The following is a 21,554-nucleotide window of genomic DNA, read 5'->3' as shown; positions in this document are numbered from 1 at the left end:
GGAGGATCGAAAGGTCTGGGGAAGAGCCGGCGGTGGTGGCAGCGGAAGGGGACGGCCGTGGCGGAACGGCGCGCGCACCCGTGGCGGCAGGTGACCGCCCTCGGGGTGATCCTGGTCGGGCTGTGGGCTCTGGTGCTGTTCACCGGCCCCGGCAAGATGTGGTCCAAGGACCGGCTCAGCCCCCGGCTCGGCCTCGACCTGGTCGGCGGGACGACGCTGACGCTCATCGCCCGTACGCCCGACGGCAAGCCGCCGTCGGCGTCCAGCCTGGAGCAGGCCCGGCAGATCATCGAGAACCGGGTCAACGGCCTCGGCGTCGCCGAACCCGAGGTCGTCACCGAGGGCGACTCGAACATCAAGGTGTCCGTCGCCGGGTCCGGCGGGGACGCGATCAAGCAGGTGGGGCAGCCGGCCCAGCTCAAGTTCCGCAAGGTACTCGGCGGGGTGCAGTCTGATCCGGCGGCACCAGCCCCGCCGGCCAGTCCACAGGGGACGGTCACGCTCGACCAGGTGACGGCGAAGCTCGGCGCGGCCTGGCCCGTCGCGCAGGCGCTGACCTCGCCGCAGGACGGAACCGCCAAGGCTGCCGAGCTCGCACCCTTCGGGACGCTGAGCGGGCGCGAGGTCGCCGTACTGCCAGCCGCTGTCCAGTTCAACGTTCCGACCGTGAACTGCCGCCAGCTCGGCGAACGGCCCCCGGGCAGCGTGGACGATCCCGCCGTGCAGGTCACGGCGTGTGACGGGGCGACGAAGTACCTGCTGGACATCGCGAAGGTCGTCGGCACGGACGTGTCCGGCTCCAACTTCGCCTTCGACAACGGGTGGAAGGTGACGCTGACCTTCACGTCCGGCGGGCAGCAGAAGTGGACGGACCTGACCAGGGAGGCGTACGCGAACGGCGAGGCCAACCAGGTCGCCATCGTCCTCGACAACACCATCGTCTCCGCCCCGCGCATCCAGAACGTGATCACCGGGGACGCCGAGATCACCGGCGGGTTCGGCAGGCGGGACGCGGAGCTGCTGAGCAACCAGCTCAAGTACGGCGCGCTGCCCCTGACCTTCGAGCAGGGCGAGGCGAACTCGATCTCCGCGACGCTCGGTACCGAGCAGCTCCGGGCCGGCCTCCTCGCCGCAGGCATCGGCATGGCCCTCGTCCTCCTCTACGCGCTGTTCTACTACCGGCTGCTCGGCACCGTCATCATGGGCAGCCTCGTGATCTCGGCGCTGCTCACGTACGCGGCGCTCGTGCTGCTCGGCCGGTCGATCGGGTTCACGCTGACGCTCGCGGGCATCGCCGGTTTCATCGTGTCGCTCGGTGTCGCGGCCGACTCGTTCGTCATCTACTTCGAACGGCTCAAAGACGAGATCCGGGAAGGGCGGACGCCGCGCAGCGCCGTCGACCGGGCCTGGGTCCGCGCCCGCCGGACGATCATCTCCGCGAACGTGGTCACCATCGGCGCCGCGGTCGTGCTCTACCTGGTCTCCGTCGGCGCGGTGAAGGGCTTCGCCTTCGCGCTCGGCCTGGCCACGATCCTCGACCTGCTGGTCGTCTTCCTCTTCCGGCACCCGATGATGACCGTCCTGGCCAGGATGCGGGCGTTCCTGTCGCCCCGGGTCTCCGGGCTCGGCCGCGTCCTGCACTCCCAGGGGGAGAAACAGACCTTCTTCGCGAAGCTGTACCGGGGCGAGGCCGGCCTCGACATCGTCGGCAGGCGCAAGCTCTGGTACGGCATCGTGGCGGCCTTCGTCGTGCTCGCGATCGTCAGCTTCGTGTGGCGCGGCTTCCACCTGGGCATCGAGTTCAAGGGCGGCAACTCCTTCCAGGTACCGGCGGCGAACCTCACCCTCGACCAGGCCCGCGACGCCGTCGGCAAGGCCGGCGCCACAGTCGTGTCCGCCCAGCGGGTCGGCGGCGCGACCCCGACCTACCTGGTCCGGACAGCGCCCCTCACCGCAGCCAGGACGCTCGAGGTGAAGAACGGCGTCGCCACCGCCCTCAAGCTCACCCCCGAGCAGGTCTCCGACAACCGGGTCAGCGCGGCCTGGGGCTCACAGATCACCAAACGCGCGCTGCTCGGCCTGCTGATCTTCCTGGCGCTCGTGATCGCGTACCTGGTGATCCGGTTCGAGTGGCGGATGGCGGTCGGCGCGATAGCCTCGCTGCTGTTCGACCTGCTCGTGGCCGCGATGGTGTACTCACTGGCGGGCTTCGAGGTCTCCCCGTCCACAGTGATCGGCATGCTGACCATCCTCGGCTTCGCGCTGTACGACGTGGTGGTCGTCTTCGACAAGGTGCACGAGAACACGGAACGTGTGCTGTCCGGCACCCGCCGTACCTACGCCGAGGCGGCAAACCTCGCTGTCAACCAGACCCTCATGCGCTCGATCAACACGTCGGTCATCGCGCTGCTGCCCGTCGCCGGCATGCTCTTCATCGGGGTCGGCTTCCTCGGCGCCGGTACCCTCAAGGACCTCGCCCTCGTGCTCTTCGTCGGCATGGCCACCGCGGTGTTCTCGTCGATCCTGCTCGCCACGCCGATCACCGTCGACCTCAAGTACCTCGACAAGCGGGTCAGAGCCCACGACCTGCGGGTCAGGTCCCGCAGGCAGGCGGCGGCAGCGTAGCCTGCCTTCGTGCTGACTGTGTCGACCGTGAACGTCAACGGCCTGCGGGCCGCAGCTCCCAAGGGCTACACCGAGTGGCTGGCCTCCACCAGCGCCGATGTCGTCTGCCTCCAGGAAGTCCGTGCCGAGGCGCACCAGATCCCCGACGAGGTCCGCAACCCGGAGGGCTGGCACGCCCTCTACGCCCCGTCCGTCGCCAAGGGGCGGGCTGGTGTGGCCGTGCTCACCCGGGCCGCGCCGGAGGGCAGCCGGATCGGCTTCGGGTCTGAGGAGTTCGACCTGTCCGGCCGGTACCTCGAAGTGGACCTGCCCGGCCTGACCGTCGCCAGCCTCTACCTGCCCTCCGGTGAGACCGGCACCGAGCGGCAGGACGAGAAGGAACGCTTCATGAAGGAGTTCTACTCCTACCTGGTCGCGCTGCGGCAGCGCGCGGCGTCCGAGGGCCGCGAGGTGCTGGTCTGCGGCGACTGGAACATCGCGCACCGCGAGATCGACCTGAAGAACTGGAAGACCAACCAGAAGCAGGCCGGCTTCCTCCCCGAGGAGCGGGAGTGGCTGGGCAAGGTCTTCGCGCCCGAGGACGGCGGCTACACCGACGTCTTCCGCACCCTGCACCCGGAAGGCCCCGGCCCCTACACCTGGTGGTCCTACCGGGGCCAGGCCTTCAACAACGACGCCGGCTGGCGGATCGACTACCACGTCAGCACCCCGGGCCTGGCCGCCAGGGCCACCGCGGCCCGGGTGGAACGGGTGGAGTCCTACGACCAGCGCTGGTCGGATCACTCCCCGGTCACCATCACCTACTCGGCCGTTTAGCGGCCGTTTAGACCCGCTGAGAGCGAATCTGGACTGCGCGGCGCGGGCTTCCACGTACAACACCGGTACGAGGAAGCCCGCGCCGCTTGCCAGATTCGCTCTCAGCGGGCCACTTCGCCTCAGATCAAGAGCGTCAGATCAAGAGCGTCAGGCGGGCAGGGTCCAGTCGACCGGGTCGGCGCCTTGCTCGGCCAGGAGCTGGTTGGCCCGGGTGAAGGGCTTGTGCCCGAAGAAGCCACGGTCGGCGGACATCGGGCTCGGGTGCACGGCCTCGATCCTCGGCGTGTCGCCGAGCAGCGGGCGCAGCGACTGGGCGTCACGGCCCCACAGGATCGCCACCAGCGGGCGCTGGCGGGCGACGAGCGCGCGGATCGCCTGGTCGGTGACCTTCTCCCAGCCCTTGTTCTTGTGCGCGCCCGGGGTGCGCGGGGCTGTCGTCAGCGAACGGTTGAGCAGCAGGACACCCTGCTTCGTCCACGGGGTCAGGTCGCCGTTGGCAGGCTTGGGCAGGCCGAGATCCTCGCAGTACTCCTTGAAGATGTTCACGAGGCTCGGCGGGATGCGCCGGGTCTCCGGCGACACCGAGAAGCTGAGCCCGACGGCGTTGCCGGGGGTCGGGTAGGGATCCTGGCCGACCAGGAGCACCTTCACCTCGTCGAGAGGCTGCGTGAAGGCGCGGAGCACGTTCTCCCCGGCCGGCAGGTACTCCCGCCCGGCGGCGATCTCGGCACGCAGGAAGTCGCCCATCTTGGCGATCTGCTCGGACACGGGCTCCAGGGCCTCGGCCCAGTCGGAGCTGACAAGTTCAGACAAAGGGGCTGCCACGGCGAGTGACTTTACCGTCCGGGTACGACAAGACCAAAAGCCGCGCTGGTCAGAGTGCCCGCGAGGCCCGGTCCACACCGGACGGAGCCGGGTCCCGCTGGGCGGCGCGGGACCCGGCCGGTGACACTCCGCGCGGTCAGGCGGTCTGAGCCGCGTTGTAGAGGTTCTGCGCGTCGGCCGCGAAGTACGGGCCGAACATGTACTTGGTGGAGAAGTTGTACTTGAAGCTGTTCACCGAGTTCAGCGTGCCGGTGCCTGCTGACTCGCTGAACGACAGGAACCACGGGCCGCCGCTGGCCCCGCCGGTCATGTTGCACGTCAGCCCGAGGTCACCCGTCCCGAGCCACTCGTTGAACGCCTTGCCGGAGCAGTAGATCAGCTTCGAGCCGTCGTACGGAGCGGCGGCCGGGTAGCCGTAGGCGTACATGTTCTGCTGCTTCGGCTGGTTGAACGCGATGCCCTGGCCGCCGACCACGTCGGTCAGGTTCGCGCCGTCGAGCTGGCTGACGACGGCCGCGCCGATGTCGTAGCTGATGTTCTCGCTGGCCACCCACTGCGGGGTCGCCTTGAGTGACCGGGCGGCCCAGGTGCCGTATGGCCGGTTGCCGTTGTCGTAGCCGGGCACGAAGACCCAGTTGGTGTGCCAGGCGCCCTGGTACTTCACGCAGTGCCCGGCGGTGATCACCGTGCTCTTGTTGGTGCTGGTGACAGCGCTGCCGGAGCAGGAGGCAGTGCGGTCACCCATCGTGAAGAACACCCGGCCGGTCGTCTTGACCACGGCTCCGCCGCCCGTCCACGGGCCGCCGGCGTTCGGGATGGCGGTGGGCGAGACGGAACTCGGCGTGCCGGTGGCCACCTTGCCCGGCCTGACGTTCACCGTGATGGCGTCCATCGGCGTGGCCGAGCGCATGCGCTCGGCCGTCCAGAACGCGGCGGCCTGCTGCTGCGCGCCGGCGCTGACCAGTGTGGACGGATCTGCGGCCTGGGCAGGGGCTCCGCCGCCGAGCAGGCTCGCGCCGACAGCTGCCAGGACCGAGAACGTTGAGAGAAGCTTCCTCTTCATTGACCACTCTCCATGAGGGGGAAGGACAGTGGCAGTGAAGATAGTGGAAACTTTTCATGTTTTTCTAGTGACGATCGTCGATATGGCACAAGGGGCGGCTCGCCCCAGCCGTCCACACAGGCCCAGCGCACCCTTGCGTGCCCCTTGCCTCGTGACATTCCCGGCGCGGGACCTTGACTCGGGGATTGTGGACAAATCTAAATATGCGTAGGTCTTACAAGCCCGTTAACTCCACCCCTCACTAGGAGTGAACATGTCCGCAAGCAAGTTCGTCCGTGGCCTGCGCAACCTGGCCGTTCTCACCGTGGTCGCCGCTGGCGCGCTGGTCGGCGCCGGTTCCGCGGCGACGGCAGCTCCCGCGCAGCCGGCCGCCCCGCTGGCCGTCCGCAACCTGGTCTACAACGCCAGCGGAGCCGGCGAGTACCGCACGACCTTCGACCAGGCCGCGCAGATCTGGGACAGCCGGGTCAACAACATCACGCTGCGGTCCGGCTCCGGAGCCACGATCAACGTGTACGTGACCAACAGCGGTGGCTCGCGCGCCTACGTGAACGGCCTCGGCCGTGGCACCATCTACATCGACCGGACCCAGGTCAACCAGGGCCACAGCCCGCTGCGCATCCTGTCGCACGAGCTCGGCCACATCCTCGGCCTGCCGGACAACTACAACGGCGTGTGCTCGCAGCTGATGTCGGGCGGCAGCGCCGGCACCTCCTGCACGAACCCGTACCCGAACTCCACCGAGGTCTCCCGGGTCGAGTACCTGTTCCGCAACGGCCTCGTCGCGAGCCGCGAGGCCTTCACCGGCACCAGCCGCGTCTACTAGCAGTGCCGGCCCGCTGAGAGCGTCGACGCGCGCTCTCGGCGGGCCACTTCAGCTCAGATCACGAGCAGAAGATCAAGAACTGATCAGTGGTACTCGTGGCCGCCAGCGGATCCTCCCGCCGCTGGTGGCCTTCCGCGTGCCGGTGCGCCGAAACCCGGCGGCGGTGCGGCGTACGGCGGAGCTAGGCTGCTGATCATGGGTCTGCTCCGCTCCGTGAACGTCGGCAAGCCAACCACCTCCGAGCACGCCGACCTCGGCGTGACCGGCATCGTCAAGCTCCCAGCCGGCGGGCCGGTCGCCGTCGCGGCACCGGGGCCGAAGGGTACCGGCGGGAGCGGGCTGGCCGGGGACACCGTCTGCGACCTGCGGCACCACGGCGGCAACGACCAGGCCGTGTACGCGTACGCCCGCGAGGACCTCGACATGTGGGCAGCGGAACTCGGCCGGGAGCTGACCGACGGCATGTTCGGCGAGAACCTGACCACCGAGGGCCTCGACCTCACCGGCGCGCGGATCGGCGAGCGCTGGCGGGTCGGCGGCGAGCTCGTGCTGGAGGTGTGCGCGGCGCGTATCCCGTGCCGGACCTTCGCTGGCTGGCTGGAGGAGCGCGGCTGGGTCAAGCGCTTCACGCAGAAGGCTGTGACCGGCGCGTACCTGCGGGTCATCGAGCCCGGCGTCATCGCGGCCGGCGACACCATCGAGGTCATCCACCGGCCGGAGCACGACGTCACCGTCAGCCTGGTCTTCCGGGCGCTGACCACGGAACGTCACCGTCTTCCGGAGCTTCTCCCGGCCATCGACACCGTCCACCACGAGACACGCGAGAAGCTGGCCCTTCTGTAACCCGCGAGCCCTGGCCAGGCCTGGCGCTGGCCCTTTGGCGTACGAGTACTCTCGTGCGGATGATCTTGGATGAAGTAACTGACGTGCTCCGCAGCTGGGCAAAGGGCCTGGCTGCTGTCAGGCGCAACTCCGTGCCCGTCGAGACCGCCTGGGGCCTGCGGATCGACGAGGTCCGGCCGAAGACCCGCGCCCGCTGTCTGGTGTTTCGCGACGACCTCGACGCGGTGCGCAGCGCGGCGGCGGAGGCGACCGCGCCGCACGGTGTGATCATCGTTGCCGCCGCCGAGGACGCGGTAGCCGCCCTGCTCGGGCCGGCCTGGCAACGCACGCCGCCGGAGCCGCTCATGACGACCACGCTGCGGCAGGGCGCGCCGAGCGTGCCCGCTGGCTATGACCTCAGCACCACGATCGACGCGGGCGTCATCAACGTGCGGGTGCATTGCGAGGGCGAGGTCGCCGCGGCGGGATACACCGCCGTGGTGGACGGAATCGCCGTCGTGGACCGTGTCGGCACCGAACCCGCACACCAGCGCCGCGGCCTGGGCACAGCGGTGATGAACGCACTCACCGTCGCAGCCATGGACCACGGTGCCGTGACCGCAGCGCTCCACGCGACGGAGGAAGGGCGTGCCCTCTACGAGGGCCTCGGCTGGCAACTGCGCTCAAGGATCACCAGCTTCACTCACGAGGCATGATCTGACGAGTGTGGCGGCGAGCTGGCGGATGAGGTGGGCGGCTTCTGTGACCTGCGGGCCCTTCTGGAACGGGACGGCCACGGCTAGGCTCCGGCGGCATGACGTATTCGATCGTGGCCAGGTCGGCTGACGGCCAGTCGTTCGGGGTCGCCGTGGCCAGCAAGTTCCTCGCCGTGGGCATGGCGGTGCCAGCTGCCGAGGCTGGGGCTGGCGCGCTCGCCACCCAGGCCGCGGCCAACCTCGCGTACCGGCAGCAGGGCCTCACCCTCCTGCGCACCGGCGTACCGGCAGCTGGCGTCGTGGCCGGGCTGACCGCCGCCGACGAGGGCCGGGCCGACCGGCAGCTCGGCGTGGTCGGGCCGGCTGGCGACGGTGCCTCGTACACGGGGGTGTCCTGCCACGGCTGGGCCGGCGGGCTGACCGGCGACGGGTACGCGATCCAGGGCAACATCCTCTCCGGCCCCGAGGTCGTGGCCGCGATCGAGCGGTCCTGGCTGGACTCGGCCGGCCTGCCCTTCGCCGACCGGCTCCTGCGTGCGCTCAAGGCCGGCGAGGACGCTGGCGGCGACCGGCGGGGCCGGCAGAGCGCGGCGATCCTCGTGGTCACGCCGGGCGGCGGGTACGGCGGCGGCAGTGACGTGTCCGTGGACCTGCGGGTGGACGACCACGCCGAGCCGGTCGCCGAGCTGATCCGGCTGCACGGCCTGCACGAGCTCTACTTCGGCCGGTCCGACCCGGCCGAGCTGCTGCCCCTCGAAGGCGAGCTGGCCACGGAGGTCAGCGTCCTGCTGGCGAAGCTCGGGTACGAGAGCCTGGACAGCTGGGCCGGCGTGGAGAACCTCGAGGAGCGGCTGGCCGGCGGGCTGATCGATCCGGTGGTACTGGATGTGCTCCGTACGGCCGCCTTGAGAGGATAGTCCCCGCAAGGACTGAGAACGAGCAGCAGCCGAAAGGGGCGCAACTATGACCGCCACCCGTGTCGCGAGTACCCACTGGGAAGGTTCCCTGCTGGAGGGCAACGGCCAGATCAGCCTGGACTCGTCGAAGCTCGGTTCCTTCGACGTGACCTGGGCTTCCCGGGCCGAGAGCCCCGAGGGCCGGACCAGCCCGGAGGAGCTGCTCGCCGGCGCGCACACCACGTGCTTCCTCATGGTGCTGACCAACCTGCTCACCAAGGCCGGCCACACCGTCGCCAGCCTGGACGCCTCGGCGGAGGTGGACTTCGTGCCCGGTACCGGCATCACGGAGATCCGGCTCTCGGTGCGCGGCGACGTCCCCGGCCTGGGCGAGGAGGAGTTCGTCTCCACCGCGCAGCAGGCGAAGGAGAACTGCCCGGTCAGCAAGGCCCTGGCGGGCGTTCCGTCGATCACGCTGGACGCCAAGCTGGTGTAGCGGCATCAACGTGGGACCCCTCACGTCGTAATAGCGGAGTGAGGGGTCCCACGTGGTGTCAGGGGCTGGTCAACAGTTCAGCCTTGGCTGTACAGTTCACGCCATGCTGACAGTAGCGACGCATCTTGACGCGATGGCCAGGGTCGGCCGGGCGCTCGCCGACGAGACCCGGTGCCGGATCCTGGTCGAGCTGACCGCCGGGCCCGCGTACCCGAGTGAGCTGGCCGGGCGGCTGGGCGAGTCCCGGTCGAAGATCAGTAACCATCTGGCCTGCCTGCGCGGCTGTGGCCTGGTCGTGGCCGGCTGGGAGGGCCGCAAGGTGCGGTACGAGATCGCCGATCCCCAGCTCACCCACGCCCTCAAGGACCTGCTCGGCGTCGTGCTCGCCGTGACGGACCACGAGCACGAGAACCACGAGCACGACGGTACCGATGCGGGGGAGCAGCGGTGACCCACGACCACTCCCACTCCCACGGCGACAGCCACGCCGGACACAGTCACGGTGTCTCCGCCGACGCCGACCGGCGCTGGCTGACCGCAGCCCTCGCCCTGATCACCGGGTTCATGGCGATCGAGGTCGTGATCGCTGTCGCGGCCCAGTCGCTGGCCCTGCTGTCCGACGCCGCCCACATGCTCACCGACGCGGCGGCCATCGTCCTGGCGCTGGTCGCGATGCGGCTGGCGGCGCGTCCGCCCCGCGGCGGGTACACCTTCGGGCTGAAGCGGGCCGAGATCCTGTCCGCACAGGCCAACGGCCTGACGCTGCTCCTGCTCGGTGCCTGGCTGGCCTACGAGTCCGTCGAGCGGATCATCGACCCGCCGGAGGTCAAGGGTGGCCTGGTGCTGGCCACGGCCCTGGCGGGCATCGTGGTCAACGTGGCCGCTGCCTGGTGCATGAGCAAGGCCAACCGCTCCAGCCTGAACGTCGAGGGTGCCTACCAGCACGTCCTCAACGACCTGTACGTCTTCATCGCCACCGCGATCGCCGGCCTGATCGTCGTGGTCACCGGCTTCACCCGGGCCGACGGCATCGCCACGCTGATCGTGGTGGGCTTCATGGTCAAGGCTGGTGTCGGCCTGCTCCGCGAGTCCGGCCGCATCCTGCTGGAGGCCGCGCCCGCCGGCCTCGACCCGGAGACCCTGGGCGGGGAGCTGGCCGCGCTGCCCGGCGTCGTCGAGATCCACGACCTGCACGTCTGGCAGATCACCTCGGGCCAGGCAGCGATGTCCGCGCACGTTCTGGTGGTGCCGGAGGCCGACTGCCACGCGGTACGGGCCGACATCGAGACCTTCATGCGTAAGCAGCACCACCTCGGGCACACCACGCTCCAGGTCGACCACTGCGGAGCGGAGGAGCTGGCCGACGAGCACTGCACCGACGCCCACGGCCAGGTGTACCGGGCCTAGCGGTTCAAGTCCTCACACGATCGCCGTCTGGCGTTCACGTGCTCCCATAGCAGGCGAAGTGTCCGCGGAGTCCCCTATGGTGCATGACTCGTACCATTGCGCGCATCGCGACCGTCCTGTCCGCCGTCCTGTGTGGTGGCCTGCTCGCCAGCCCCGCGTGGGCCGGCACCGTGTCCCTCCCGCTCCGCGACGCGGTGGCCTCCCTGCCCGTGGCCGCCGAGAACCGCACCGGGTACAACCGTGACCTCTTCCCGCACTGGATCGATGCGGACGGTGACGGCTGCAACTCCCGCTACGAGGTACTGATCGCCGAGGCCGTCACCGCGCCCTCCGTCGGCTCCGGCTGCACCCTGTCCGGCGGCCGCTGGTACTCCTACTACGACAACGCCTACTGGACGAACCCCTCCGACCTCGACATCGACCACGTGGTCGCGCTGGCGGAGGCCTGGGACTCCGGCGCCCGCACCTGGACGACGTCGCGCCGTCAGGCCTTCGCCAACGACCTCGGCGACTCCCGTTCCCTGATCGCCGTGACCGACGACGTCAACCAGGCCAAGGGCGACAAGGACCCGGCCGAGTGGCTGCCGCAGTACCAGCGGTGCCGGTACCTCGGCGAGTGGGTGGCGGTGAAGCTCCGCTGGCGGCTCACCGTCGACCAGGCCGAGAAGAACGCGCTGACCAGCCAGGCAGCCGGCTGTTCCAACGTGACGATCACAGTGACCCGGGCGTTCTGACGGGCCCTACGTCGCCGGGGGCGGGGGCGGCAGCTCGACGGTGATGTCGAATCGGGCGCTGCCCTCGATGTCGCTCGTCAGGCCGCGCGCGTAGGCCGTGCAGTGCGAGAACTGTGGCATGGCGTAGAACGCCGGCGAGCTGACCTGGCCCCTGGCGTCGGTCGTGCCGATCCACGCGCTGACCCCGCCCTCGAACCGGCACGACTTGCCGTTCCACGCGAACTGGACCTGCGCGCCGCCGACCCCGCTCCCGTCCACCCTGGTCACACTCACCACGAGTGGCTGCCCGGTACCGGTGGACGGGATCGTCTGGTCGCCGGAGACCTTGGTGACAGCGTTGCCGAACGCCCAGCGGTTGTTCTCCGGGCGCTCCAGGCAGCTGTCGCTGTACCCGCGCGCGCCCTCGGTGAGGCCGTCCACTGTGGCGCACTTGCCGGTGGAGGCGTTGACGAGCTGGCGTTGCTGGACGCCGACCCGTTTGAGCTGCCAGTGCTGGTACAGGTCGTCGGCCGAGCACGCCTTCGGGACCAGGGCCAGCCCGTCGAGCGGGCTCTGGCCGGCCAGGCACTCGCCGGTCACCTGGTTCACGAAGGCGGTGCGGTCCCCGGCCGGGGTGGCCACCCATACGGCGTCGCTGCCGGTGACCGGCGCGAGCCGGATCTCACCGGCCACGATCGCCAGGCCCAGCGAACGGTTGGCGTTCAGCGGGATCGGCGCTGGCTCGGCCGTCTCTGCCGTGCTCGGCGTCACGCCCGCCAGGCCACCGGCCGTCAGCAGCGCCCCTGCCAGCAGGCTGTGCATCCACTCCACCCAGCCTGTATATCCCGCCGATCACCCCATTGGCGGCAATTCTCCAAAATAGGGTTACTTTGACGGCCTGCGTCGCTGCTGCGTGACCAGCACGGACGCGATACCGGCCCCGAGCAGCATCAGCCCGGTACCGATCACCGGCACCAGCGAAGACGTCCCCGTCTCCGGAATGTCCTCACCCGACGCCGTCGCGTACGGCTTCGTCGGGACCACCGGCCCCGGCGCCGTCGGCTTCACGGTCGTGGGAGCCACGGTCGGCGCGACCGTCGTCGGCCCGGCGGTGGGGGCAGCCGTGGTCGGGCTGGTCGTCGGGGCCACCGTCGTCGGGCTGGCGCTCGGCGTCGGGGCCGCGCAGCTCGGCAGGTCGCCGTCGAAGGCGTACGCGTGTATCTCCTGACCGCCGCCGCCCGCCGGATTCGACATGTGGACCAGGTTCCCGGTGGCGAACATCCGGCCGTTGAAACCCGGTGCGGTCAGCGTGGTCGTCGAGCCGGTGTTACCCGCCAGCAGGCTGCCCTGGAACTGCCCGGTCCCGGCGACGTTCACCGTCGTGGCGTCCGGGACGTTCCACAGCAGCTTGCTCCGGATCTTGTTCCACGGGTCGTCGTCGGTGATGGTGCCCGAGTAGCTGTTCACCGTCCACGCCGGTGTCTTCACCACGTTGACCAGGACGGTGGCCCCGGCCGGGATGTCGGTGAACACGATGCCCTGCTGCCCGCCGGATGGCCCGGCCAGGTCGAAGTCCACGTAGAACACCTGGAGCTTCGACGTGCCGTCGCCCTTGAACGTCGTCTGGCTGCCCTCGTTCTTCGCCGTGCCGGTCGCCGGGGCCTTCTCCTTGTTCGCGTAGCACTGCGAGGCGCCGGCGAGCGAGGTCCGGATCTTCCTGTACTTGTCGGCGGCCCCGGTCTCCTGCACCACCTTCTCCGCGAGGATCGTCCCGCTGGCCGTGCCGGCGTGCCGGACCACGCCCCGTTCGCCGATCAGCCGCTGCCCAGCCGCGACGGTCACGTTGCCGCCGGTGACCAGGAAGTCCTGCCCGTCCGACGGCGGCACGAGCGACCCGGCCCCCACGATCCCGATGTTGTACGCCGCCGAACCACCGGCGCTCGTGTCCTTGTTCTGGTCGAAGGAGCCGAGCACCACGATCCGGCCCTCCGTCTCGGCCGCCCGCCCCCGGACCTGGAAGTCCCCGCCGACGAACACGTTGATCCCGTTGTCGCGGCCCTTGAAGTCCGTGCCGATGCCGATCGGCGGGTACGGGCTCGGGCAGTCGCCCGGCACGCACGGACCCAGGCCGTCCGGCAGCGGGTCGGCGAGCCCTGGAGCCGCGATCAGCACCAGGCCGACCGCGACCGAGCTGACGGCGGCGGCCCAGAACAGGGCGGGACGGCGGAGAGCACGCATAGAAACACGCTAACTTGTCCGATATTGTCCATATTGTCGACACGCCGAGGTGGCACGTGCTACAGAACCCCGCAGCAAGGTGAGCCGCTATAGAAACCGCGGCTAGGGTTGCGCCGTGACTCCCGACCCGTGGCTGCTGACCCAGCGCCCTCGTCCCGCCGCCCGCCTCCGGGTGATCTGCCTGCCCTTCGCCGGCGGCGGAGCCACCGCCTACCGCGACTGGCCTGCCCAGCTGCCCGACTGGGCAGAGGTCAGCACGGTATGCCTGCCCGGCCGGGGCGCCCGCTTCGCCGAGGAGCCACACCGGAGCACGGCCACGCTGATCCCGGCGCTGCTCGGCGCACTCCGGCCCCGGGAGCCCTATGTCCTCTTCGGGCACAGCATGGGAGCGCTCACCGCCTTCGAGCTGTGCCGGGCACTGCGCGCCGAGGGCCGGCCCCTGCCGCTCGGCCTGGTGGTCTCCGGCCGCCGCGCCCCGCACCTGCGCCGTCCCGCGCACATCCCCGACCTGCACTCGCTACCGGAGCCCGCCCTGCTCGACCGGCTCCGCTCCTACGGCGGCACCCCGGAGGAACTGCTCGCCAACACCGAGCTGCTCGAACTCTTCCTGCCAGCGCTGCGTGCCGACTTCGAGCTGGTCGAGACCCACCAGTACACGGTGGCGGAACCGCTCGGCATCCCGATCGTGGCCTACGCCGGCCTGGACGACGCCTCCACCCCGCCCGGCTCCGCCGAGGCCTGGGGCCAGCACACCAGCGCCGGCTTCCGCTGGGAGCTGTTCCCCGGCGGCCACTTCTTCCTCTTCGACGGCCTCACCGTGGTCAAGCAGCTATCCGGCGATCTGGAGAGCTTCCTCTAAACCCTTTTCTGGTACCTGCTGCCACAAGCTCGTCCTGATCCCCTCCTCCGTGCGCTCCCACGTGCCCACCACACGACCGGCGTGCACGACGACCGGGGAGATCCAGCCACCGGCCCGGCTCACGTCAGCCCGGTGCGCCTGATCCAGCAGGTGAGGGTCTGCCGTCCCCGGGCCGAGCACGTACTGGTCGAAGGCCGGCAGCAGCCGCACGGCCGTGCTGGGCTTCGTCTTCGCCAGCTCGTCCAGGTCGGCCTCGCGGGCGAACAGCTCCTCGCCCTCGACGTCCACAGTGGTCAGCCCGTCCTGGCCGAACCAGGCCCGCAGGTCCTTCTTCTTCAGGGCGCCTCGGAGCAGCCACTGGTCGAAGGCTGCCATGCTCGCCGGCCCGTACGCCCCCAGGTACGCCGGGATGGCCACCCGGGCGGCCTCCTCCGGCTCGGGCAGCTCCGCCCAGCCGGGAGCCGTGAAGGTCACCTTGCCGCCGGGCCCGGTCGTGCCGTGGCACAGCAGCCCGAGCCAGGCCAGCGGCTTGAGCACCGTGCCCCAGCCCGACTTCAGCTGCGCGGCGAGCTCCGGATCGGAGCCGGCCGCAGCTGCGACGAACTCCTCCCTGGTCAGCTCCCGCCCGGGCAGCAGCTCCCTCGCGGCGGCGATCAGCGAGGCCATCTGCGCTGTGGTCACGAAGCTCCGCTGCCAGACCGGCTTCTCCCACGTCTTCGCGGTGGCGATCAGCGCGTTGCACGCCCTGGCCTGCTCCGGCGTCATCAGGTGCAGTGTCCCGCGCATGGCCCACGTCCTGACCAGCTCGCCGCTGGCCAGCGCGCCGGCCGGGTCCTCAGGCCTGGCCTGCCGCACGGCGACGGCCTCGGCCGCGAGCGAGGCGACCTGGGCCTGCACCCCGCACAACCGCTCCGTGACCTGCACCGCCGTCACCGCCGCGCGCCGGTCGAGGAACTGCCGCCCCAGCCGCCAGGCGAACACCTGGTCCCATGTGATCTTCACAAAGCCCGAGTCTAGGCAGGGGGTGTGACATCGCTGGCCGATCACGCCCGGCGTCTAAGCTGACCCCATGATTGACCTGCGCAGCGACACCATGACCCGGCCCGGGGCAGAGATGCGGGCCGCGATGGCCGCTGCGGAGGTCGGCGACGACGTGTGGGGCGAGGACCCCACGGTCAACGCCCTCCAGGAACACCTCGCTGACATGTTCGGCCACGAGGCAGCGCTGTGGATGCCGACGGGCTCGATGGCCAACCAGGCCGCGCTGCACGTCCTGGTCAAGCCCGGCACCGAGTTCCTCTGCGATGTCGACGCGCACGTCGTCACCTACGAGCTGGGCGCAGCCGCGGCCTACGCGGGGGCCACGAGCCGCACGTTCCGCTCGCTCTCCGAGGTGCCGGGCATGATCCGCCTCCCCGGGTACCCGGCTGTGCCGACGGCCGCCGTCGTCGTGGAGAACACGCACAACCACAAGGGCGGTACCGTCATCCCGCTCGGGGAGCTGACCGCGCTCCGCGAGGCGGCCAGCGCGCACAGCATCGCCGTCCACTGTGACGGTGCCCGGATCTGGAACGCCCATGTGGCCAGCGGCGTACCCCTCGCCACCTACGGCGCACTCTTCGACACCCTCTCGGTGTGCCTGTCGAAGGGCCTCGGTGCGCCGGCCGGCTCCGTCCTGATCGGCAGCGCCGAGCGCGTCGCCCGGGCCAGGGTCGTCCGCAAGCGGCTCGGCGGCGGGCTGCGCCAGGCCGGCATCCTCGCGGCCGCAGGCCAGTACGCCCTCGGCAACATCCACCGGCTCGCCGAGGACCACGCCCGCGCGGCCCGCCTGGCGAAGGCCTTCGGTACCAGCGTGGAGACCAACATCGTCGCCCTCGCCGTACCCGACGCGGCCGAAGCCGCCCGCCTCGCCGCCGAGCAGGGTGTCCTCATCGGCGTGATGGCCCCGTCCTTCGTGCGGCTCGTCACGCACTACGACCTCGACGACCAGGCGATCACCCGCGCCATCGAGGTTCTCACCCGGCTGATCCCCCAGCAGTAAAACGGTTTGCCCGGGGCGGCCGGCGCGAGTCAGAGTGTGGGCATGACGTTCTAGTGCGGCGACCCCGTTTCCCCAGGGCCCCTCTGGCCCCGGCCTCTCCTGGCCCCCGGCTCCGGCCTGCCTGATCCCCTCGTGATCCCGGCCGTGACGCCGACCTCCCTCCTTCTTCTCCTGTGAAGAGAGCGTCTTCTTGTCTGAGTACCACTCCACCCTGCCCGTTTCCTCCGGTTCGGCCGGTCCGGCCTCGGTGAGCGTGTTCGCCTCGCCGTCGAGCTGGATCGAGTCCGACGCCGTCGCGCAGTGCCACCAGGTGGCGGCGCTCGACGGCATGGTCCACGTGGCCGGCATGCCTGACCTGCACCCCGGCAAGGGTGCGCCGATCGGGGCCGCGATGGCCTCGACCGTGTTGTACCCGTTCCTCGTCGGCTCGGACATCGGCTGCGGGATCGCCGTGTTCCCGATCCGGATCAAGCGGCCGGCCCCGGCGCGGCTCGCGGCCCGGTTCCCCGACCTCGACCAGCCGCTCGACCCCGTAGCCGACGCGGGTGATCCGGCCTGGGAGGTGTGGGAGGGCGACATCCCCGCCGGGTACACCGAAAGCCTGGGAACCGTCGGGCGCGGCAACCACTTCGTCGAGCTGGCCCGCGTGGGGACAGTGTTCGACGAGATGCACGCCCACCGCCTCGGGCTCGCCGAGGGCGATCTCGTGCTCATTGTCCACAGTGGATCCCGTGGCCTCGGCGAGCGCATCCTCCGGGAGCACACCGAGGTACACGGAGCCGGCCCGGCAGCCGACCCGGCCGCGTACCTCAAGGCCCACGACGAGGCCGTCCGGTGGGGCTCCATGAACCGCAGGCTGCTCGCGGCCCGCGTCGCGCACGCCCTCGGCGCCGAGCCTGCCGAGCCGATCGTCGACCAGTGCCACAACCTGGTCGAGATCCGCGACGGGATGTACCTGCACCGCAAGGGCGCCGCTCCCGGTGACGAGCGCGACGTGCTGATCGCCGGCACGCGCGGCACCCCGTCCTACCTCGTCGCCGCGCACGCCGGGCCGGAGGCCGGTCACTCCGTCGCGCACGGTGCGGGGCGCAAGATGTCGCGCTCCGACGCCCTCCGCCGGGGCAGGGCCAAGCACACAGTCGAGGAACTGCGCCGTACCCCGGTCGGGTCGATCGTGGTGTGCGGCGACCGGCAGCTCCTGTTCGAGGAGGCGCCCACGGCGTACAAGAAAATCGAGCAGGTGGTGAACGACCTCGTCAGCCACGAGCTGGCCACGCCAGTGGCCACCACCATCCCGCTGGTGACCTACAAGACTCCTGACGTGAAGAGCGAGCGGCGGGACCAGCGGCGGCAGCGGGGCCGGGGATGAGCGCCCATCTGCTGATGTCGGCCGGGCGCGGGCCCCAGGAGTGCTCGTGGGCCGTGGCGAACCTGCTGTCCCGGCTGGAAGCCGAGGCCGCCCGCCGGGGAGTGCGGGCACACCGCGTCGAGACGGTCCCCGGCGACCGGCCGGGGACGCTGCGCTCGGTGCTGCTGAGGCTCGAGGGCGACGGCGCGGCGGCGTTCTTGAAGGAATGGACCGGGACGCTGTGCTGGCAGGCCCCCAGCCCCTACCGGAACACCTCCCGCAAGAACTGGTACGTGATCGCGCAGGCCGTGGAGATGGGCGGCGAGCGCACAGCGTTCGACGAGTCCGATGTGGACATCGTGCCGTGCCGGACCGGCGGGCCCGGCGGCCAGCACCGGAACAAGGTCAGCACAGCCGTCCGCGCCACGCACCGTCCCACCGGGCTCGTGGTCGTGGCCGACACGGAACGGCAGTTCAGCCTCAACCGGGCGATCGCCCTGCGGACGCTCCGCGAGCGCATCGAACGCGGGGACAGGCAAGCCGAACAGGCGGCCGTCACGGCCAGGTGGCGGGTCCACGACGAGCTGGTACGCGGCGACCCGGTACGAGTAGAACGCCCACGGTGAGACCGCCCCGATCGCAGCTCCGGATCCCAGCCGCACCCACCACCCACGGTTTCGTCCAGCCCCACTTCTGCTGGGCTGACCGCACACCGCGGGCAGGCGTGTCCTGACCACGGGTTCTAAGCCCACCCCTACCGGGCTGACCGTAATCCGCCGGCAGACGTCGCTCGGATAACGGCGCCCGGGCACGGGTTGGGCAGGCTGGCCGCGGTTCGCTTCGCGCGGAAGCCCCCTGGGGCCGGAGCGCGAAGGGAACCTGCTGAAGCGGCCAGCCTGCCCAACCCCAGCTAACGGGGTTCGCGCCACATGGGCCAGAGTTGGGAGCCGTCAGGGACGGCGAAGGGCTCGCCGTGCGGCTCGTAGCCGTGCCGCAGGTACAGTGCGCGGCTCTGGAGGCTGCTGGCTTCCAGGTACGCGGACTCGCCTGCCGCGTCGAGCTGCTCGTGCCGGTACCGGAGGAGGGCGCTGCCGACGCCCTTGCCCTGCCGTCCCGGCAGGACGGCCAGCAGCGCGAGGTGCTGGTGTGGCTTTGCCGGGTGGTGGGCGTCGAACAGTTCGTCGAGCGTGTGGAACCGGTCCGTCCACGCGCCACACGCCGTGGCCAGCCGGGCGTCGTAGTCCCGGGGCGGCGGGATCGGCGTGCCGTCCTTCGGGAACCACACCGCCGCCGCGTCCCGTTCGACGGTCAGGAGCACCGTGCCGTACCGGATCGCGTGCTCGGCGAGGATCACGAACTGGGCCGGCAGGATCTTCGCGCGCTCGACCGGGTCGGGGACGAGCCACTTCGCCACGTCCAGGTCGCAGAACGCCGTGCCGACGACGTTCGCGACGGCTTCGGCGTCCTCGGGGCCGGCGTGCCCGAACCGTACCTGTGTCATACCGATACCTCCGTGGCCGACGGGCGGGCCGGGCTGCTGGTCGTCGTGCGGCCGGTCGCGCTGTTCGCGCCGAGGCCGATGGTCTGGTACACGCCGGGGCGGCTGGAGCGGAGCACGATCGCCCAGGCGACGCCGAGGACGGCGGCCACCGGGTACACGGCGGGGATCAGCCACGCGGCCGGCGAGTCCGGCGTGCCGAGCAGGGCACCGAAGTTGGCGACAGCGACGGCGATGATCACGAGCAGTGCCACCGCGGCGAGGCCCGGGGCGATCAGCCGGTGCCACATCGAGTCGGGCGTGCGGTTGCGGAGGAAGAAGCTGACGATCGAGACGGCCGTGGCGGCGATCAGGAGCAGGACGCCGAAGGCCCCGCCGGTACCGAGCCAGAAGAAGAGCTGTTCGAGGGGGTTGAGGCCGGCCACGGCGTACCCGACGATCACCAGGAGTGCCGTGACGCTCTGGGCGATCGAGCCCACCTTCGGCGCCCCGGTCCGGCGGCTGGTCCGGCCGAAGACGGCAGGCAGCACCCGCTCCCGGCCGAGCGCGAACGCGTACCGCGCCGTCGTGTTGTGGAAGCTGATCATGGCGGCGATCATGCTGGTCAGCAGGAGCACGTGCCCGATGTCGTTCACCAGCGAGCCGACGTGCGGGCCGGACAGCACGAACATCGTCTCCGGGCCCTGTGCCCTGGACAGGCCCACGATCTGGTCCGGCCCCGCGGCGACCGTCAGCACCCAGGCCGACACCGCGTACAGCACGCCGATGATGCCGACCGACAGGTACGTCGACACGGCGACCGTCCGGCGCGGATCCTTGGCCTCCTCGGTGAACACTGCGGCGCCCTCGAACCCGACGAAGCCCGGCTGGAGATCATCGTAGGACTGCCCCGCGGCCCGTGGTGGCGATGGCCGAATCGTTACCTGCGAAATTCGCCAGCTGTTCACATGGTGAGCCGGCCGGCATGGTGGAAAACCCTGCTCACCAGGCCGATCTGGGCCGGAACGTTCACAGAATAGACGATCTTGACTGTCTTCTGACATCCGGCGCTAAGGTTCCCTTCAGGCGGGCGCCGCTGCCCGCCACTGTGACTCAACCCCCTCTAGGAGTCCACCATGCAACCCCTCACACCCCTTTCCCGGTACCGGGGCTGGCTGCGCGGCGCGCTCGCGGCCGGCACCCTCCTCGGCGCGCTGTCCGTGGCGGCGCTCCCCGCCCAGGCCGGCCCGGCCGACGAGCCGGCCATGCGGCAGGCCGTCGAGCGCACCCTGATCGCCCAGCGCGGCGAGACCGCGCGCGCCGCGTACGCGAGCCCGGCGCTGGAGACGATGGTCGAGCCCAAGCGCCGCCAGCGGAACTGGGTCTTCGGCGGCGCGATCATCCGGGTACCCGGCGGCGTCGAAGCCTCGCCCGTGACCGCGCTGTTCCTCGCAGAGAAGACCCGGGCCGGCTGGACGGTCAGCCTCGAAGGCACGCGTGAGTTCGCCACGGCGGCGGGGCGGGCACCGGAGTCCGTCGTCGACGCCGAGGAGAAGGCGCTGTTCAGCGCGCCGGCCCCGCTGGCTGGCACCCCGACCGGGCTCGCGCTGCCCTGGGAGCTGAACAAGGGCTGGGCGCACTGGGGCGTCCACGGCAACTCCGGCACCTCGCGCCCGTACAACTCGATCGACTTCTACGGCGGCGACGGCAAGGTCCGCGCCTCCCGGGCCGGCAAGCTCTACCGCTTCTGCACCAGCGGCGGCCAGTGGCCGTACCTGAAGGTCGTCCACGACAACGGCTACACCACCGGGTACTACCACCTGAGCAGCACCACGACCAAGGGTGACGGCTCGGCGATCGCGCTGGGCGAGTTCCTGGGCGACATCGACGTGCAGCTCCCGTGCGGCGGCCGGGCGAACGGCGACCACGTGCACTGGACGCTGTGGCAGGGCGACACCGCCATCGCCGTGCAGGGCAAGGACATCGGCGGCTGGACCTGGTACGAGGGCTCACAGGCCTACGCCGGGTACGCCGAGCGCAACGGCACCAAGATCTACGGCAACTCCTGCTGCAACCTGGTCAACTACGGCGCGGGCGGCCCGGCACCGACCGGCTCGGCCGCGACGGTCAACTCGGGCACCTACAGCAGCGTGAACGTGCGCAGCGGCCCGGGTACGAGCTACAGCGTCATCGGCTCCCACGCCCACAACGACGTGATCCAGGTGGCCTGCACGGCCAGCGGCAGCTCGGTGACCGGCCCGTACGGTACGACGTCGGTGTGGGACAAGAAGACAGACGGCGGCTACATCTCCGCAGCCTTCGTCAAAATCAACACCGGGCAGCCGGCTCCGCCGGCCTGCTGAGCTAGCTGGGGTTTGGCGGGCTG

21 protein-coding genes and 2 pseudogenes are annotated in these 21,554 nt (G+C 70.6%); 16 read left to right on the top strand and 7 right to left on the bottom strand.

The genetic code is table 11. From position 1 onward, the window contains the following. Positions 1-90 precede the first annotated feature (90 nt). The 3 genes and pseudogenes from secD to A3G1_RS0114810 all read left to right on the top strand — a co-directional run. Positions 91-1,653, top strand: a pseudogene (secD, locus tag A3G1_RS34940) (protein translocase subunit SecD); the annotation flags it as partial. After that, positions 1,636-2,801, top strand: a pseudogene (gene secF / locus A3G1_RS41775) (protein translocase subunit SecF); the annotation flags it as partial. The pseudogenes secD and secF, both read left to right, overlap by 18 nt. Further along, positions 2,704-3,441, top strand: a complete 738-nt coding sequence (locus A3G1_RS0114810) for an exodeoxyribonuclease III (protein WP_425411390.1) — start codon at positions 2,704-2,706, stop codon at positions 3,439-3,441. The pseudogene secF and the gene A3G1_RS0114810, both read left to right, overlap by 98 nt. A 147-nt stretch (positions 3,442-3,588) precedes the next feature. On the opposite strand, the gene A3G1_RS0114805 is transcribed toward A3G1_RS0114810, so the two are convergent. Then, a complete protein-coding gene (locus A3G1_RS0114805; RefSeq protein ID WP_018350262.1) occupies positions 3,589-4,254 on the bottom strand; it encodes a uracil-DNA glycosylase in 666 nt (221 codons plus the stop codon). A gap of 148 nt (positions 4,255-4,402) precedes the next feature. After that, a complete protein-coding gene (locus A3G1_RS0114800) occupies positions 4,403-5,329 on the bottom strand; it encodes a trypsin-like serine peptidase (protein WP_018350261.1) in 927 nt (308 codons plus the stop codon). 253 nt (positions 5,330-5,582) lie between these two features. On the opposite strand from A3G1_RS0114800, the gene A3G1_RS34935 reads away from it, so the two are divergent. The 8 genes from A3G1_RS34935 (at position 5,583) to A3G1_RS0114760 (ending at position 11,226) form a co-directional block, all read left to right on the top strand. After that, positions 5,583-6,155 (top strand): snapalysin family zinc-dependent metalloprotease, encoded by a 573-nt coding sequence (locus A3G1_RS34935; RefSeq protein ID WP_018350260.1) that lies wholly within the window; start codon positions 5,583-5,585, stop codon positions 6,153-6,155. A gap of 195 nt (positions 6,156-6,350) precedes the next feature. After that, positions 6,351-6,998 (top strand): MOSC domain-containing protein, encoded by a 648-nt coding sequence (locus tag A3G1_RS0114790; RefSeq protein ID WP_018350259.1) that lies wholly within the window; start codon positions 6,351-6,353, stop codon positions 6,996-6,998. A 59-nt stretch (positions 6,999-7,057) separates the two neighbouring features. Next, the gene (locus tag A3G1_RS0114785; protein ID WP_245563502.1) at positions 7,058-7,693 is read left to right on the top strand and encodes a GNAT family N-acetyltransferase; all 636 of its coding nucleotides are present in this window, start codon (positions 7,058-7,060) and stop codon (positions 7,691-7,693) included. Positions 7,694-7,791: 98 nt separating this feature from the next. Further along, a complete protein-coding gene (locus A3G1_RS0114780; protein WP_018350257.1) occupies positions 7,792-8,610 on the top strand; it encodes a DUF1028 domain-containing protein in 819 nt (272 codons plus the stop codon). 46 nt (positions 8,611-8,656) lie between these two features. Beyond that, positions 8,657-9,085, top strand: a complete 429-nt coding sequence (locus A3G1_RS0114775) for an OsmC family peroxiredoxin (protein ID WP_018350256.1) — start codon at positions 8,657-8,659, stop codon at positions 9,083-9,085. A 103-nt stretch (positions 9,086-9,188) separates the two neighbouring features. Then, on the top strand, positions 9,189-9,536 hold the full coding sequence (locus A3G1_RS0114770) for an ArsR/SmtB family transcription factor (RefSeq protein WP_040478403.1): 348 nt from the start codon (positions 9,189-9,191) through the stop codon (positions 9,534-9,536). Further along, complete coding sequence (locus A3G1_RS0114765) at positions 9,533-10,492, top strand: cation diffusion facilitator family transporter (protein ID WP_018350254.1); 960 nt, start codon at positions 9,533-9,535, stop codon at positions 10,490-10,492. The genes A3G1_RS0114770 and A3G1_RS0114765 overlap by 4 nt, the downstream gene beginning before the upstream one ends. 83 nt (positions 10,493-10,575) lie before the next feature. Next, complete coding sequence (locus A3G1_RS0114760) at positions 10,576-11,226, top strand: HNH endonuclease family protein (RefSeq protein ID WP_018350253.1); 651 nt, start codon at positions 10,576-10,578, stop codon at positions 11,224-11,226. A 6-nt stretch (positions 11,227-11,232) separates the two neighbouring features. Here the strand turns inward: A3G1_RS0114760 and A3G1_RS0114755 are convergent, their stop codons facing one another. Both A3G1_RS0114755 and A3G1_RS0114750 read right to left on the bottom strand, forming a co-directional pair. Further along, the gene (locus A3G1_RS0114755; protein ID WP_157641145.1) at positions 11,233-12,027 is read right to left on the bottom strand and encodes an RICIN domain-containing protein; all 795 of its coding nucleotides are present in this window, start codon (positions 12,025-12,027) and stop codon (positions 11,233-11,235) included. A 63-nt stretch (positions 12,028-12,090) separates the two neighbouring features. Continuing rightward, a complete protein-coding gene (locus A3G1_RS0114750; RefSeq protein ID WP_018350251.1) occupies positions 12,091-13,443 on the bottom strand; it encodes a choice-of-anchor A family protein in 1,353 nt (450 codons plus the stop codon). 115 nt (positions 13,444-13,558) lie between these two features. Here A3G1_RS0114750 and A3G1_RS0114745 point away from each other — a divergent pair, with 115 nt between their 5' ends. Next, positions 13,559-14,302 (top strand): thioesterase II family protein, encoded by a 744-nt coding sequence (locus A3G1_RS0114745; RefSeq protein WP_018350250.1) that lies wholly within the window; start codon positions 13,559-13,561, stop codon positions 14,300-14,302. On the opposite strand, the gene A3G1_RS34930 is transcribed toward A3G1_RS0114745, so the two are convergent. Next, on the bottom strand, positions 14,273-15,304 hold the full coding sequence (locus A3G1_RS34930; protein WP_018350249.1) for a winged helix DNA-binding domain-containing protein: 1,032 nt from the start codon (positions 15,302-15,304) through the stop codon (positions 14,273-14,275). The genes A3G1_RS0114745 and A3G1_RS34930 overlap by 30 nt on opposite strands. A gap of 67 nt (positions 15,305-15,371) precedes the next feature. Here A3G1_RS34930 and A3G1_RS0114735 point away from each other — a divergent pair, with 67 nt between their 5' ends. The 3 genes from A3G1_RS0114735 to prfH all read left to right on the top strand — a co-directional run bounded on the left by A3G1_RS0114735 (position 15,372) and on the right by prfH (position 18,317). Then, positions 15,372-16,343: a threonine aldolase family protein gene (locus tag A3G1_RS0114735; RefSeq protein WP_018350248.1), complete on the top strand. Its 972-nt coding sequence runs from the start codon at positions 15,372-15,374 to the stop codon at positions 16,341-16,343. A gap of 190 nt (positions 16,344-16,533) precedes the next feature. Then, positions 16,534-17,712, top strand: a complete 1,179-nt coding sequence (locus tag A3G1_RS0114730; RefSeq protein WP_018350247.1) for an RNA ligase RtcB family protein — start codon at positions 16,534-16,536, stop codon at positions 17,710-17,712. Next, positions 17,709-18,317, top strand: coding sequence for a peptide chain release factor H (gene prfH / locus A3G1_RS0114725; protein ID WP_018350246.1), 609 nt, complete (start codon positions 17,709-17,711; stop codon positions 18,315-18,317). The genes A3G1_RS0114730 and prfH overlap by 4 nt, the downstream gene beginning before the upstream one ends. Positions 18,318-18,601: 284 nt before the next feature. On the opposite strand, the gene A3G1_RS0114720 is transcribed toward prfH, so the two are convergent. Further along, the gene (locus tag A3G1_RS0114720; RefSeq protein ID WP_018350245.1) at positions 18,602-19,192 is read right to left on the bottom strand and encodes a GNAT family N-acetyltransferase; all 591 of its coding nucleotides are present in this window, start codon (positions 19,190-19,192) and stop codon (positions 18,602-18,604) included. Beyond that, on the bottom strand, positions 19,189-20,232 hold the full coding sequence (locus A3G1_RS34925; RefSeq protein WP_083936936.1) for an APC family permease: 1,044 nt from the start codon (positions 20,230-20,232) through the stop codon (positions 19,189-19,191). Before A3G1_RS34925 ends, A3G1_RS0114720 begins: the two co-directional genes overlap by 4 nt. A gap of 72 nt (positions 20,233-20,304) precedes the next feature. On the opposite strand from A3G1_RS34925, the gene A3G1_RS34920 reads away from it, so the two are divergent. After that, on the top strand, positions 20,305-21,531 hold the full coding sequence (locus A3G1_RS34920; RefSeq protein WP_018350243.1) for a M23 family metallopeptidase: 1,227 nt from the start codon (positions 20,305-20,307) through the stop codon (positions 21,529-21,531). Positions 21,532-21,554: the final 23 nt, after the last annotated feature.

Origin of the sequence: Longispora albida DSM 44784 (assembly GCF_000379825.1) — a bacterium.
Lineage (GTDB): Bacteria > Actinomycetota > Actinomycetes > Mycobacteriales > Micromonosporaceae > Longispora > Longispora albida.
The sequence above is the reverse complement of the archived record's forward strand: the minus strand, read 5'-3'. Positions and strand labels throughout refer to the sequence as shown.

Excerpts from the sequence above, each read along its gene's own strand:
- A3G1_RS0114800 (WP_018350261.1), bottom strand. The coding sequence starts at position 5,329 with ATGAAGAGGAAGCTTCTCTCAACGTTCTCGGTCCTGGCAGCTGTCGGC.
- A3G1_RS34935 (WP_018350260.1), top strand. The coding sequence starts at position 5,583 with ATGTCCGCAAGCAAGTTCGTCCGTGGCCTGCGCAACCTGGCCGTTCTC.
- A3G1_RS0114790 (WP_018350259.1), top strand. The coding sequence starts at position 6,351 with ATGGGTCTGCTCCGCTCCGTGAACGTCGGCAAGCCAACCACCTCCGAG.
- A3G1_RS0114785 (WP_245563502.1), top strand. The coding sequence starts at position 7,058 with ATGATCTTGGATGAAGTAACTGACGTGCTCCGCAGCTGGGCAAAGGGC.
- A3G1_RS0114780 (WP_018350257.1), top strand. The coding sequence starts at position 7,792 with ATGACGTATTCGATCGTGGCCAGGTCGGCTGACGGCCAGTCGTTCGGG.
- A3G1_RS0114775 (WP_018350256.1), top strand. The coding sequence starts at position 8,657 with ATGACCGCCACCCGTGTCGCGAGTACCCACTGGGAAGGTTCCCTGCTG.
- A3G1_RS0114770 (WP_040478403.1), top strand. The coding sequence starts at position 9,189 with ATGCTGACAGTAGCGACGCATCTTGACGCGATGGCCAGGGTCGGCCGG.
- A3G1_RS0114760 (WP_018350253.1), top strand. The coding sequence starts at position 10,576 with ATGACTCGTACCATTGCGCGCATCGCGACCGTCCTGTCCGCCGTCCTG.
- A3G1_RS0114755 (WP_157641145.1), bottom strand. The coding sequence starts at position 12,027 with ATGCACAGCCTGCTGGCAGGGGCGCTGCTGACGGCCGGTGGCCTGGCG.
- A3G1_RS0114750 (WP_018350251.1), bottom strand. The coding sequence starts at position 13,443 with ATGCGTGCTCTCCGCCGTCCCGCCCTGTTCTGGGCCGCCGCCGTCAGC.
- A3G1_RS0114735 (WP_018350248.1), top strand. The coding sequence starts at position 15,372 with ATGATTGACCTGCGCAGCGACACCATGACCCGGCCCGGGGCAGAGATG.
- prfH (WP_018350246.1), top strand. The coding sequence starts at position 17,709 with ATGAGCGCCCATCTGCTGATGTCGGCCGGGCGCGGGCCCCAGGAGTGC.
- A3G1_RS0114720 (WP_018350245.1), bottom strand. The coding sequence starts at position 19,192 with ATGACACAGGTACGGTTCGGGCACGCCGGCCCCGAGGACGCCGAAGCC.
- A3G1_RS34925 (WP_083936936.1), bottom strand. The coding sequence starts at position 20,232 with ATGTCAGAAGACAGTCAAGATCGTCTATTCTGTGAACGTTCCGGCCCA.
- A3G1_RS34920 (WP_018350243.1), top strand. The coding sequence starts at position 20,305 with ATGCAACCCCTCACACCCCTTTCCCGGTACCGGGGCTGGCTGCGCGGC.